Source organism: Streptomyces sp. NPDC003016, from assembly GCF_053591455.1.
In genome coordinates this window covers 99536-113394 of the sequence record NZ_JBSFTV010000019.1, presented here as the reverse complement: position 1 = coordinate 113394, position 13859 = coordinate 99536, and the positions used below count along the sequence as shown (strand labels likewise).

Here is a 13859-nt window from a genome sequence, read left to right as displayed (position 1 = left end):
TGGCCGCCCCCTCCCCGCGCCTACCGGCCGGCGAGCCAGGCGTCCTCCTGCGCGTAGTCGAACGGCCCGTCGCCTCCGGGCGCGTACCTCTGCGACAGCTTGGGGAACGCCTCCCGCCAGTCCTGGTTACGGAGCACCTCCGCCAGCCATTCCACGGTGGCGGGCAGCGAATCGGCGTAACCGGTGACAGCCCGGTAGCCGAGCTCCCGCGCGGCGGCGGACATGTCGTAGACGATGGGGTGGCCGTCGCCGCTCCAGGGGGTCTCCCCGACCGAGCCCACCGGCGGAGGCCCGTCCACCAGCACCAGCTCGCTCTCCACCCCCATGACCGCGTCGATCGCCGTACTGATCTCCGCGACCGTCGGCACGTCCGGATCGCCGCCGTTGAGCACCCGGGAGCCGGGCCGCGCCGCCGCCAGCCGGATCAGCTCTCCGAGGTTGGAGACGTGCACCGGGTGGAACTGACTGCGCCCGCCGTACGCCAGGACCCGCACCGGCCGCCCGTCCAGCGCCCGTTTGACGAAGTGGATCTCGCGCGGAGTCCGGCAGTACGGTCCGTGGACCGCGCCCGCGCGCAGCAGGGTCGTCGGCAGCCGGTCGCCGGCGGCCAGCAGATGCCGCTCGACGGCGGTCTTCCTGGTGCCGTACGTCGCGTCCCCCGGTGCCACGGTCGTCTGGGTCTCGCGGATCGGCACCGGGTACCGCGGGAACCCGTCGGGCTCCTCCTGCGTGTCGAAGCTGCGGCCCCTGTCGTCCTCGTAGACGGCGCCACTGGAGATGACGACCGCGGAACCGATCCGGTCCGCCAGTCCCGTCAGCTGCGCCGCGTGCCTCTCCTCGAACGCGACCATGTCCACCAGGACGTCGCAGCCGTCGCCGAGCGCGGCCGCCAGCGCCGTGTCGTCCTCCCGGTCGACCGCCACCGCCCGTACCTCCTGCGGCCAGGTCTCGTCGCGGCCGCCGCCGCGCGATCCGGCTCTCACGTCCCAGCCGTCCTCGGCGAGCGCCCGTACGGCGGCCCGCCCGATCTGTCCTGTCGCTCCGACGACGAATGCGCTTCCTCTGGTCATACGAGGGACGCTACGTGCGGTTCCCCGCCGGCGGGGAACCGTTCGCCGTCCGCTGATCCGCCGTCAGCGCAGCTTCCTGGGGAACTTCTTCGCCCGTTCCTGCTCCTGCTCCGCTTTGACCTCGGCCGCGTACCGGTCGACGTACTCCTGCCCGGACAGACCGAGGATCGCGTACATGATCTCGTCGGTGACCGCGCGGAGCGCCGCCTTCTCGTCCTCCATGCCCGCGTACCGCGAGAAGTCCAGCGGCTCACCGAACCGGATGGTGACGCGCTTGATACGGGGTACGGCCTGTCCCGGCGGCTGGATCTCGAACGTACCCACCATCGCGCACGGCACCACGGGCACCTGTGCCTTGAGCGCCATCGCGGCGACCCCGACCTTGCCCTTGTAGAGCCGGCCGTCGTGCGAGCGGGTGCCCTCCGGATAGATGCCCAGCAACTCGCCCCTGCTCAGTACCCCGAGGCCCTCGCGGATCGCCGCCTTCCCCGCGTCCTTGCCGGACCGGTCGACGGGGATCTGTCCCGCGCTGCGGAAGAACGCGGCGGTCAGCCGGCCCTTGAGGCCGGGACCCGTGAAGTACTCCGCCTTGGCGAGGAAGGTGATGCGCCGCTTGATGATCGCGGGCATCAGGAAGTGGTCGGAGAACGACAGGTGGTTCCCCGCCACGATCGCGGCCCCTTCGCCGGGGACGTGGTCGAGCCCCTCGATCCTCGGCCGGAAGAGCAGCCTCAGCAGCGGCCCCAGGAGGACGTACTTGAGCACGTAATAGAACATGAGGCGGCTCCTAGCTCTGCCGGATCGGCTCCAGGGCTGCGTACTGCCAGGTCAGCGGAGATCTCGGGGGGAGGACAGCCTATGTGCAGCTGTCGTCACGTGTAACCGTCTTCGGGCGGGTCGATGCCTGCCCTGTACCGACTTTGTCGACTGGGCGTCAGCGGAACTCCTCGACGCCGCAGGACTCGGCTCGCCGGCCGCCGCCGGCCGCCGCCGGTCTCCAGCGCGTCCTTCAGCGACGCCGGCAGCCGGGACGCCAGGTCCTCGGCCTCTCCGCCGGACGCGACGCGGTGGGCCGGAATCTCCCGTACGGCCGTCGTGATCTGCGCGGACCCCTCCCGGTCGGCGTACTCACCCTCACCGCGCCCGCGCACACGAGCCAGGAACGCGTCATGTCTCATCGGTCTCCCCCTCGTCCCGGGCACGCACGCCCACCGGCTGCCCCGTGGCATGCCGGCCCCTGTGGGTGATCGTGGACATCACACCTCCGTACGCCGCAGCTATGACACCGTGGCCGAGGAGTACGCGGCCCGGCTGCACGACGAGCTCGCCGGGAAGCCGCTCGACCGGGCGCTCCCGGCCTCCCTCCTGGAACAGACAGAGCCAGGGACCGCGATCGCCGACCTCGGCTGTGGCCCCGGACACGTGGCGGCCTGGCTCGCCGGGAAGGGCGCGCGTACGGTCGGGATCGATCAGTCCGCGGGCATGGTCGAAGCCGGCCGTCGCCGGTTCGCGCAGGTGGGGTTCCGGAAGGGCGATCTGCTGGAACTTCCCGCCGAGGACGGCGAGTTCGGTTCCGCCGTCGCCTTCTGCACGATCATCCACCTCGCCCCCGGTGACCTGCGCCGCGCCTTCGAGGAGGCCGGGCGGGTCCTGCGCCCCTCCGGCCTTCTCCTCCTCTCCTTCCACATCGGCGAGGAGGTCCGGCACCTGGACGAGTGGTGGGGACATGCCGTGGACGTCGACTTCCGCTTCCTCGAACCCGCGCACGTCATCGGGCTGCTCGAAGCGGCCGGGTTCACCGTGGAAATGCACATGGAGCGCACCCACTACGCCCACGAGGTCGAGACCCGCCGGGCCTACCTCCTGGCCCGCCGCGGCTGACCCTGCCGCTGGTCTACCATTCAGTTCCGCCACGATGCCGGCGTGACACCGGAGCGCGACCTCGGAAGACGGCGCAGGGCTCGGCCCGGTTCGCACGGAGCGTCTCCGGGCACGGACGCTCCGCACGAAGAAGCCGGCGGGATTCCGTGGGTCACACGCCGCGGTGTCGGACCACCACCATTGCGGACGGCGGACCCGGCGGCCCGGTCCCGGCACTGCCGGCCTGTTTGTTACGTATGCGGGGTGGCGCGGGGGGTACCCGGAGAAGCGTGCTGGACGTCCGTGCGCGCACCTTGGTGTCGCTTCACCCGCAGGAGTCTCGATGACGAGCCGTACGCCGGCCAACAGGGCCGGCACGAAGAGTGCCCACGGCACTCTCGCCGACCGCTACCGGCTCGACGAGCTGTTGGGCAGGGGCGGCACGGCGGACGTGTACCGGGGGACCGACCTGCGCCTGGGACGGCCCGTGGCGGTGAAGATCTTCCGGCCCGGCGCCGACGCGGTCTTCGAGGAACGATTCCGTGACGAGGCCGTGCTGCTCGCACGTCTGCACCACCCGGGGCTCGTCACCGTCTACGACGCCGGACGGTACGAGAACCACTCGTATCTGGTCATGCAGCTCGTCCGGGGCACCACCTTGCGGCAGCAGCTCGCGACCGCCCCCATGACACCGCAGTCCGCCGCCCGACTCGGCGTCCGCCTGGCCGGCGCCCTCGCCCATGTGCACGCCGCGGGCATCGTGCACCGGGACGTCAAACCCTCCAACATCCTGCTGGACGCCGACGACAGGCCCTACCTCACGGACTTCGGCATATCCCGCCTCATCGACGCCACGTCCAACACGGTGCCCGGCGCCCTCATCGGTACTGCCGCCTACCTCGCACCCGAGCAGGTCCTCGGCACAGGGGCCGGCCCCGCGGCAGACGTATACGCACTCGGGCTCGTTCTCCTCGAATGCCTCAAGGGCGAACTCGAATACAGTGGCCCGCCCCTGGAAGCGGCGATAGCCCGCCTGCACCGGCCGCCGGACATCCCCTCCCACGTGCCCACCGCCCTGGCCGGCCTTCTGCGTGACATGACGTCCAAGGACGAGACCGCCCGGCCGGACGCACGGGAGTGCGCCGCCGCCCTGACGGACATCTCCCCCGATCCCGACCCCGACCTCGACCCCGACACCGCGCCGGCCGGGGCCGTGCACCGCCTCGCGGGCGAAGGGGACGAGGCGGGAGACTCCCGGCTTTCCCCCGGCCCGGTCACCACGAGAGAGGAGACGCCGCAGCGGCCCGCGAAGGGATCAGGGGTCCGGCGTACGCGCACGCTGCTCGTCAGCGGCACCGCGCTCGCGGCTCTGCTCGGCGCCGTCCTCACCACCACTGCCCTCCTGCCCGGTGGCACGGGTGGGCAGGAGGCGCCCACTCCCCGTCCACCCGAGTCCGCACCGCACACCGCGAGGGAGCCCTCCGCCGGCCCCTCGGCGCCCGGGCCCGTACGGCACACCACCACCAAGCCGTCTGCCGCCGCACCGGCAGACGCTGCCTCTTCCAGTGCCTCCCACGGCCAGGGAAGCCAGGACGGCCAGGACAGCCAGGGAAACCAGGACAGTCAGGACAGCCAGGGGAGCCAGGGAAACCAGGCCGGCCAGGACAGTCCGGAGTCCGGCGAGAACGCGGGCCGGCGCAGCGGGGAGCACGCCCCGAACAGCAGTGCTCCCCGCAAGCCGCTCGGAGACGCCGGAGACGAACGCGCGCAGGACAGTGGCCCCCAGAACGGCGGAAGCAGGGAAAACGGCCCGAAGAAGCCCAAGGCCGACAAGGGCGTGGTCCCTCCCGGTGACGGAAAACGACAGGGGGGCAAGGGGCCGGAGAAGTCCGAGCGCCGCTGACGCGAAGACATGCCCGCCGAAGGGGAGGGAACGGCCCGGATCCGCACGCCATGGTGAGCTGGAGATCAGCGCCGCTTCTCCGGGGAGCGGGTGTCGGGGTACTCTGCTTCGTAATTTTGTCGCACGGCAACGATCCCTGATCGAAGACGTGCGGCGCAGAGGGAGAGCGGCCCTGCCCGAGGGCCGTGATGGTGTCCTGTGTCCCTTTGGTGGGGTGTCCGGTGAGCGCGATGAGGATGGGTCATGGCTGAGACGACAGTTGAGAGCTCACGTCCAGTGCAGCGGACACGGCCGCGCGGCACCGGCAAGGTGGGGGAGCCGGAGCTGCGGCAGTTGCTGGACGGGCTCACCGCGGTACGCGACGGAGACTTCGGCACACGCCTGCCCGACGAGGCGGACGGCCTGCTCGGTGAGATCGCCACCGTGTTCAACGGCATGGTCGACCAGCTGTCGCTGTTCACGTCCGAGGTGACCCGGGTCGCGCGCGAGGTCGGCACCGAGGGAACGCTGGGCGGTCAGGCCGTGGTGCCGGGCGTGTCCGGCACCTGGGCCGACCTGACCGACTCGGTGAACGCGATGGCGGGCAACCTCACGACGCAGGTCCGCGACATCGCCCATGTGGCCACCGCGGTGGCCCGGGGCGATCTGTCGCAGAAGATCGACGTGGACGCGCGGGGCGAGATCCTGGAGCTGAAGGAGACCATCAACACGATGGTCGACCAGCTGTCCGCGTTCGCCGACGAGGTGACGCGTGTGGCCCGTGAGGTCGGTACGGAGGGGCGCCTCGGCGGTCAGGCCGACGTCAAGGGCGTCTCCGGCACCTGGCGTGACCTGACCGACTCCGTGAACTTCATGGCGGGCAACCTGACCGCCCAGGTGCGCTCCATCGCACAGGTCGCCACCGCGGTCGCCCAGGGTGACCTGTCGCAGAAGATCGGCGTCGATGCGCGGGGCGAGATCCTTCAGCTGAAGGAGACCATCAACACGATGGTCGACCAGCTGTCCGCGTTCGCCGACGAGGTGACGCGTGTGGCCCGTGAGGTCGGTACGGAGGGGCGCCTCGGCGGTCAGGCCGACGTCAAGGGCGTCTCCGGCACGTGGAAGGACCTCACCGAGTCGGTCAACGTCATGGGCGACAACCTGACCGCCCAGGTGCGCTCCATCGCCGAGGTCACGACGGCCGTCGCGCAGGGAGACCTCACCCAGAAGATCCGGGTGGACGCCCGCGGCGAGATCCTGGAGCTGAAGGAGACCATCAACACGATGGTCGACCAGCTGTCCGCGTTCGCCGACGAGGTGACCCGCGTCGCCCGCGAAGTGGGCACCGAGGGGAACCTCGGCGGACAGGCGACCGTACGGGGCGCCTCCGGCACCTGGAAGGACCTCACCGACAACGTCAACGTGATGGCCTCCAACCTGACGGGCCAGGTGCGCTCCATCGCCGACGTGGCCAACGCCGTGGCGCGCGGTGACCTGTCGCGGAAGATCACGGTCGAGGCCAAGGGCGAGGTCGCCGCGCTGGCCGAGGTCATCAACACGATGGTGGACACCCTGTCCGCGTTCGCCGACGAGGTCACCCGCGTGGCGCGCGAGGTCGGCACCGAAGGACAGCTCGGCGGCCAGGCCCGCGTGCCGAACGTCGCCGGCACCTGGAAGGACCTCACCGACAACGTCAACTCCATGGCGAACAACCTGACCGGGCAGGTCCGCAACATCGCCCTGGTCACTACCGCCGTCGCCAACGGCGACCTGTCCAAGAAGATCGACGTGGACGCGCGGGGCGAGATCCTGGAGCTGAAGACCACCATCAACACGATGGTCGACCAGCTGTCGTCCTTCGCCGCCGAGGTCACCCGTGTCGCCCGGGAGGTGGGCAGCGAGGGCCGTCTCGGCGGACAGGCCGAGGTCGAGGGCGTCTCCGGCACCTGGAAGCGTCTCACCGAGAACGTGAACGAGCTGGCCGGCAACCTCACCCGCCAGGTGCGGGCCATCGCCGAGGTCACCAGCGCCGTCGCGGAGGGCGACCTGACGAGGTCGATCACCGTCGACGCCTCCGGTGAGGTCGCGGAGCTGAAGGACAACATCAACTCGATGGTCGGCTCCCTGCGCGAGACGACCCGGGCCAACAAGGAGCAGGACTGGCTGAAGTCCAACCTGGCCCGGATCTCCGGCCTGATGCAGGGCCATCGCGACCTGGCCGTGGTCGGCGAGCTGATCATGGACGAGCTCACCCCGCTGGTCTGCGCCCAGTACGGCGCCTTCTACCTCGCGGAGGAGACCCCGGACGGTACCGAGCTCAGGCTCGTCGGCTCGTACGGGCGTCCCGCCGGCGCCGGCCACGACCGCTTCAAGCTGGGCGAATCCCTCGTCGGCCAGGCGGCGCGCAGCCGTCGCACCATCGCCGCCGAAGGAGTGCCCGGCGACTACGTCAGCATCTCCTCCGGACTCGGCCGGACGACACCGGGCAGCCTGATCGTGCTGCCGATCGTCGTCGACGACCAGGTCCTCGGCGTCATCGAGCTCGCCTCGTTCACCGCCTTCACCCCCGTCCACCGGGACTTCCTCGAACAGCTCATGGAGATGGTGGGCGTCAACGTCAACACCATCGTCGCCAACGCCCGTACCGACGAGCTGCTCGGCGAATCGCAGCGGCTCGCCGCCGAGCTGCAGTCGCGTTCCGAGGAACTGCAGGTCCAGCAGGAGGAGCTCCAGCGCTCCAACGCGGAACTGGAGGAGAAGGCCGCCCTGCTGGCCGCTCAGAACAGCGACATCGAGGGCAAGAACCTGGAGATCGAACAGGCGCGGCAGGAGCTCGAGGACCGCGCCCAGCAGCTCTCGCTGGCCTCCAAGTACAAGTCCGAGTTCCTGGCCAACATGAGCCACGAACTGCGGACCCCGCTCAACAGCCTGCTGATCCTCGCCCAGTTGCTCGCCCAGAACCCGAACCGCAACCTCACGGCCAAGCAGGTCGAGTACGCGGGCATCATCCACTCGGCGGGCTCCGACCTGCTGCAGCTGATCAACGACATCCTCGACCTGTCGAAGGTCGAGGCGGGAAAGATGGACATCCATCCGGAACACGTCGCGCTGCGGCAGCTCCTCGAGTACGTCGAGGCCACCTTCCGCCCCATGACCACGCAGAAGAGCCTCGACTTCACGATCACCACCGCGCCCGGCGTACCGCTCGACCTGTTCACCGACGATTCCCGGCTCCGGCAGGTCCTGCGGAACCTGCTGTCCAACGCGGTGAAGTTCACCGAGCGCGGCAGCGTGGAGCTGCGCATCGAACAGGCAGCCGACGATGAGATCCCCGGCTCCGTCCACCGGGGCGGCGCCGTGGTGGCCTTCCGCGTCCAGGACACCGGTGTGGGCATCGCCGAGCAGCAGCTCGAGGTCATCTTCGGGGCCTTCCAGCAGGCGGACGGCACCACCAGCCGTAAGTACGGGGGCACGGGACTGGGTCTGTCCATCAGCCGCGAGATCGCGCACCTGCTCGGCGGCGCCCTCACGGCCGAGAGCACGCTCGGCCAGGGCAGTGTCTTCACTCTCTACCTGCCCGTCGCACGCGCCGGCCTGCAGGAGCAGACGACCGCCGCCCCGGCCGGCACGGCGAGAGCCGGTCAAGGCGACGGGGCAGCCGGGAGCGGGGAGCGCGCCCGGACCGCTGCGGCCCCGCAGCCGCGCCGGCCGCGCCGACTGCTCGTGATCGAGAAGCGCCCGCGCGGGCTGCTCTCCCTCGTCGCCGAAAGCGCGGTGGCCGAACTCGCCGGCAGCTACGACCTCACCGACCTCGCCGACCGCGAGGACATCGAGGTCATCGCGGCCGTGGGCCCCCAGGAGGCCGCCGGCGCTCTTGCCGCCGAGCCGTTCCACTGCGTGGTCCTGGAACTGGACATGGCCAACGGTGAAGCCCTGCGCTTCCTGGACGCGATGGACGGCGACGCCGCGCTCAGGAACGTCCCCGTCCTCGCGCACAACAACCGCCGCCTCGACGCGGCGCACGAGCGAGCACTCCAGTCCCGGACCGGCCAGAGGCCGCTGGAGCTGCTCTCCAGCCTGGACGAACTGCGTGAACGTATCGCCCTGCACCTGTCGGCCGAGCAGCCGGGGGCCGTCGTGCCCCTGGTGCGGACCGAGGAAACCCGTCAGGGCGCTCCCCGGACCGTCGACGCCGCTCTGCACGGCCGTACCGTGCTCGTCGTCGATGACGACGCCCGCAACCTCTACGCCCTCAGCGGCATCCTGGAGCTCCACGGCATCAATGTCCTGCACGCGGAGAACGGCCGGAAGGGGATCGAGGCACTCGCCGCACATCCGGACATCGACTTGATCCTGATGGATGTGATGATGCCGGAGATGGACGGCTACGAGGCGACCGCCGAGATCCGGCAGATGCCCGCGCACGCGAGGATGCCCATCATCGCGGTCACCGCGAAGGCGATGCCGGGGGACCGGGAGAAGAGCCTCGCCTCCGGCGCCAGCGATTACGTCACCAAACCGGTGGACGCCGACGACCTCATCGCATGCGTGCGCCGATGGCTGGACAACTAAAGCGAAGCGGCCTTCGCCGGCCGTCGACAGACATCCCCGCGCCCGTCCTGCGGTACCCAGCTGAAGCACCGAGGAGTCAGCAGCACCATGAGTACTCCTGAGCACCATGGAGATCCCGGCGTGGACAGCGCCGCTCCGCAGTCGCCCGCCCGACTCCTTGCCGGGATCGGTGAGCAGCCCCTGCCCGGCCGGACCTCCACCGTCGGCCGTCTGGCCGCCACCGTCGAACGGCTTCGCGGGGAGGTACGGGCGGCGCACGCCGCGGCCGACGGCCGTGCCCTGGTCGAACTCGCCAAGGGGATCTTGATCGAGCGGCTCCGGTGCGGTCCGGCCCAGGCGGCGCGCCAGCTCGGAGAACTCGCCGACCAGGCCGGCCTGTCCCAGCTGGAGCTGGCCGCGGACATCATCAACCAGGCGGCCCGGGACCATGTCGTCGGCATCACCGGTGACTTCGTCCGGCGGACGAGCGGCGACGACCCGTACGGCGAGGTGGCCGACCCGTCCGTCGCCGTACGCCTGCGCACCGCCGAAAGCGCCGCGCTGGCCGCCGGGGACACCCAGACCGTCGCCGGATCGCTGCTCGAACACGCGCTGGCCCCGCTGGGAGCCACAGCCGTCGCCGTCTGGACCGTCGGCTCGGACTCCTCCCTCGCCCTCTGCGGTCACGCCGGCTTCAGCGCCGACGAAGCGGGACGCTGGCGGTACGTACCGCCCGGTGTGGCGACCGTCGCCCGCCAGGCACTCGGCGAGCGCCGTACCGTCCGGATCTCCTCCCTCGCCGAGGTCGGCCTTCCCTCCATCGGCCACAAGCAGACCCCCAACGGCGGCCGTGTCGCGCTGCCTGCCGGCACCGGCGGCCGCATACACGGCGTACTGGAGATCTGCTGGCCCCAGCAGCTCCCCCCGCAGTCACCGGCCATAGCGCGTCAGATCGAAGCCCTGGCCGAGCTGTGCGCCCACACGCTCGAGAGCCTGCCCGTCACCGGGATGCACCTTCCCTCCGCGCGGGAACTGGCCGACGTCTCCGAGCTGGTGGACCTCTCCGACGGGCTGTACGACCCCGCGCTCATCCTCACGCCGCACCTCGGTGCGGAAGGGCATCTCAGCGACTTCCGGATCCGTCACGTGAACAGCAGCTTCGTGGATCCGGCGGGGCGCTCCCGCAGCGCCGTCAACGGGGCCCTGCTGCTGGAGGCCTACCCCATGGCAGTCGGCGAGAGCGAACTCTTCGAGAAGATCGAGCGCGTCTACGCCACCGGCGAGCCGTTCCGTGCGCAGCGGATGACGCTGACCGCCCTCGTCGACCAGGTGCCGCTCGCGTCCGTCGCCGACCTCAGCATCAGCCGGCACGGCGGCAGCGTCCTGCTCATCTGGCGCATCGAGGACGAGACGGCCCGACTCGCCAGCCTGCTGCAGCACGCGCAGCGCCTCGGCCGCATCGGCGGCTTCGAGGAGAACCTGGTGACGGGCGAGATCACCTGGAACGGGCAGCTCTTCGCCCTGTACGGGCGGCCGGCCACCGAAGAACCGGTGTCCTTGCAGGACCTCACCGACCACGCGCATCCGGACGACACTGTCACCATCGGCCGCTTCCTGCAGGCCGTTCTCCACCACCGGCGCTCGGCCTCGACGGCCTTCCGCCTGATGCGCCCCGACGGAGTGACCCGCCACATCCGGGTCATCGCCGAACCCGTTCTCGACGCCGACGACCGGCTCCTCGCGGTACGCGGCGCCTACCAGGACATCTCCTCCCAGCACTGGACCGAGGTGGCGCTCGCCGCCACCCGCGACCAACTCGCGCACACCGAGCAGGAGTCGGCCGAGCGCAACCGGCTGGCCCTGCAACTCCAGCACGCCATCATGCCGCCGACCCGGGCGCCGCTCGACGCGCCCGGCCTGCAGATCGCCGTACGCTACCGGCCCGCGGAGACGGAATCGCTGGTGGGCGGTGACTGGTACGACGCCGTCGTCCTGCCGTCCAAGCGGATACTGCTCTGCGTCGGGGACATCGCCGGCCACGGCATCGACGCGGCCACCGGCATGGTGGTCCTGCGCAACGCCATGCGCGGTCTCGCCGTCACCGGCGCGGGCCCGAGCCAGCTGCTGTCCTGGCTGAACATCGTGGCGCACCACCTCACCGGGCAGGTCACCGCCACCGCGGTGTGCGGCCTCTTCGACCCGGAGACCCGCGTCCTGCGCTGGGCCAGGGCGGGCCACCTGCCACCCGTACTGGTACGGGAGAACGAGGCCACCACCCTGCCCCTGCCGAGCGGGCTTCTTCTGGGCGCCCTCGCGGAAGCCGAGTACGAAGAGGTCGAGACCCAGCTCGAACCGCACGACACGCTGCTGATGTACACCGACGGTCTCATCGAGCGCAAGGACACCGCCGTCCACGATTCCCTCACCCAGCTGCTCGCCACGGCGCAGGCGCCGGCCCCGACCCTCGAACGCCGGCTCGACCGTCTGCTCACGCACAGCAGTTCGGACACCGACGACGACACCTGCCTCATCGGTATCGAGGTGTCGTGACCCCGGTGCTCTCCACGGGGCCGGCGCGGTTACCGGCTGCTGCCGTCCCTGACCGGGACGGGTGCTTGCGCGGGGATCCCGCCGGTCCGGCCGAGCGCCTCTTCGATATCGGCGTGGACGGGTGTCATCATGCTCAGCCCCGTCAGTTCGAGGAGGCGCCGGACCGCGGGAGCGGGGGCGACGAGGCGCAGGTCACCCCCTCCTTCCCGGGCTTCCCTGGCGGCTTTGATCAGAACGTTCATTCCCGATGAATCCACGAACTGCAAGGCCGAGAGGTCCAGTACGAGATGGTGCCGGCCGTGGAGGAACTGATTCGCCAAGTGGTGGTGCAGGAAGGTCGCGGTATCGATGTCCAGTTCACCGCCGATGGCCAGAATGGCCGTCCCGGGATCGTGGATCTCGACCTCGACGTTCAGGTTCGCTTCTTGAGAGGGCATGTTTTCGGCTTTCTGGCTCAGGGGACGGTTCGAGAGCTGCTGGTGGCGGCGTGTTCTCCACGGCGCGTACCGGTCATGTTCGGCGGCAGGACATGCGAGGAGGCCCAGCCGGCACTCGCGGGCTGAGCCTCCTCGCGCACTGCCGGCTTACCAGCGGTACCAGCGCCCCTTGCGGCCGCCGCTGCCGGCGGACCGCATGACGAAGCCGAGCAGCCAGATCGCCAGGACGACGACGGCGATCCACCACAGGGCCTTCAGGGCGAATCCGGCGCCGAAGAGCACCAGCGCGAGAAGCAGGACGAGTAGCAGGGGGACCATGATTATCAACCTCCGAGCACTCGTATGCCCTGCCGGAACCCGGCTATGCAGACCACGATCCGCAGGTCGCGGCTGAGCCGTCGGCTCACCGTGAGGTGTCCCCTGCGGACCCGGGGTGGTCGCCCGGCCCCTCGGGGCGGCCGGCGAGAGGGGTCGGGGAGAGGACGGTGCTCTCCTCGCCGGGCTCCAGGAGCGTGTCCGCCGGGCCGACGATCAGCGGATCGGGCTCACCGACCGCCTTGTCGTCCCTGTCCGTGTAGTCGAACCGCGACAGCAGGCTGCGCATGGCTTCCAGGCGGCCGCGCTTCTTGTCGTTGTTCTTCACGACGGTCCACGGTGCGTGAACGGTGTCCGTGGCCCGGAACATGTCGACCTTCGCCGCCGTATAGGCGTCCCACAGATCCAGCGAAGCCAGATCGGTCGGCGACAGTTTCCACTGCCTCACCGGGTCCACCTGCCGGATGGCGAACCGGGTGCGCTGCTCGTTGCGGGAGACGGAGAACCAGAACTTGACCAGCAGGAATCCGTCCTCGGTGAGCATCCGCTCGAACAGCGGGGCCTGCTGGAGGAAGTGCCGGCACTCGGCCGGGGTGCAGAAGCCCATGACGCGCTCGACTCCCGCCCGGTTGTACCAGGAGCGGTCGAAGAAGACGATTTCCCCCGCGGACGGGAGATGGGCGACGTACCGCTGGAAATACCACTGGCCCGCCTCGTGTTCGGTGGGCTTGTCCAGGGCCACCACGCGGGCGCCCCGGGGATTGAGCCGCTCGGTGAAGCGGTGGATGGTGCCGCCCTTGCCGGCCGCGTCACGCCCCTCGCAGATCACCACGAGCCGCTGTCCCGTGCCCTTCACCCACCGCTGGAGTTTGAGCAGTTCGATCTGGAGCAACCGTTTGCTCTGCTCGTACTCCTGGCGCCGGACCTTGCGGTCGTACGGGTGGTTCTCCCGCCACGTCTGCAGCGGCCGGCCGTCGTCGTCGAGCAGGACGGGCCGCTCGGGGTGGCGGTTGTCGACCGTCAGTCCTTCGAGAAGGGTTTCGTCCTCGGCATCGTTCATGCTGCCGCTCAACCGCCGACGTATCGGGTGAAACCACCGGTCATGGCCACGGATGAACTCCCATAACTCGTCACCACGTTCTCCTGTCGAGCCGTAGGTGTGTTCATTTCGGTGTGTTCTTCCCGGAAGCCGTG

At 70.2% G+C, this 13859-nt stretch carries 10 protein-coding genes; 4 read left to right on the top strand and 6 right to left on the bottom strand.

The features are described 5' to 3' along the window. Positions 1-20: 20 nt before the first annotated feature. The 3 genes from ACWDZ4_RS18405 to ACWDZ4_RS18395 all read right to left on the bottom strand — a co-directional run bounded on the left by ACWDZ4_RS18405 (position 21) and on the right by ACWDZ4_RS18395 (position 2248). Positions 21-1070 (bottom strand): NAD-dependent epimerase/dehydratase family protein, encoded by a 1050-nt coding sequence (locus ACWDZ4_RS18405; protein ID WP_451509435.1) that lies wholly within the window; start codon positions 1068-1070, stop codon positions 21-23. A gap of 63 nt (positions 1071-1133) precedes the next feature. Next, positions 1134-1847, bottom strand: a complete 714-nt coding sequence (locus ACWDZ4_RS18400) for a lysophospholipid acyltransferase family protein (protein WP_451509434.1) — start codon at positions 1845-1847, stop codon at positions 1134-1136. A 95-nt stretch (positions 1848-1942) separates the two neighbouring features. Next, positions 1943-2248, bottom strand: a complete 306-nt coding sequence (locus ACWDZ4_RS18395; RefSeq protein ID WP_451509433.1) for a hypothetical protein — start codon at positions 2246-2248, stop codon at positions 1943-1945. A 61-nt stretch (positions 2249-2309) separates the two neighbouring features. Between ACWDZ4_RS18395 and ACWDZ4_RS18390 the strand changes: the two genes are divergently transcribed. The 4 genes from ACWDZ4_RS18390 (at position 2310) to ACWDZ4_RS18375 (ending at position 11913) form a co-directional block, all read left to right on the top strand. Continuing rightward, positions 2310-2951: a class I SAM-dependent DNA methyltransferase gene (locus ACWDZ4_RS18390; RefSeq protein WP_451509432.1), complete on the top strand. Its 642-nt coding sequence runs from the start codon at positions 2310-2312 to the stop codon at positions 2949-2951. Between the two features lie 322 nt (positions 2952-3273). After that, on the top strand, positions 3274-4833 hold the full coding sequence (locus tag ACWDZ4_RS18385; RefSeq protein WP_451509431.1) for a protein kinase domain-containing protein: 1560 nt from the start codon (positions 3274-3276) through the stop codon (positions 4831-4833). A gap of 243 nt (positions 4834-5076) precedes the next feature. After that, complete coding sequence (locus ACWDZ4_RS18380) at positions 5077-9384, top strand: HAMP domain-containing protein (protein ID WP_451509430.1); 4308 nt, start codon at positions 5077-5079, stop codon at positions 9382-9384. An 87-nt stretch (positions 9385-9471) separates the two neighbouring features. After that, positions 9472-11913, top strand: a complete 2442-nt coding sequence (locus tag ACWDZ4_RS18375; RefSeq protein WP_451509429.1) for a SpoIIE family protein phosphatase — start codon at positions 9472-9474, stop codon at positions 11911-11913. Positions 11914-11942: 29 nt separating this feature from the next. Here the strand turns inward: ACWDZ4_RS18375 and ACWDZ4_RS18370 are convergent, their stop codons facing one another. From ACWDZ4_RS18370 to ppk2, 3 genes are all read right to left on the bottom strand, one after another. Next, positions 11943-12350, bottom strand: a complete 408-nt coding sequence (locus ACWDZ4_RS18370) for an STAS domain-containing protein (RefSeq protein ID WP_451509428.1) — start codon at positions 12348-12350, stop codon at positions 11943-11945. Positions 12351-12497: 147 nt separating this feature from the next. After that, complete coding sequence (locus ACWDZ4_RS18365) at positions 12498-12668, bottom strand: hydrophobic protein (protein WP_344493805.1); 171 nt, start codon at positions 12666-12668, stop codon at positions 12498-12500. Positions 12669-12753: 85 nt separating this feature from the next. Then, entirely contained in the window at positions 12754-13725 is a 972-nt protein-coding gene (gene ppk2 / locus ACWDZ4_RS18360) for a polyphosphate kinase 2 (RefSeq protein ID WP_451509427.1), read from the bottom strand. Positions 13726-13859 lie beyond the last annotated feature (134 nt).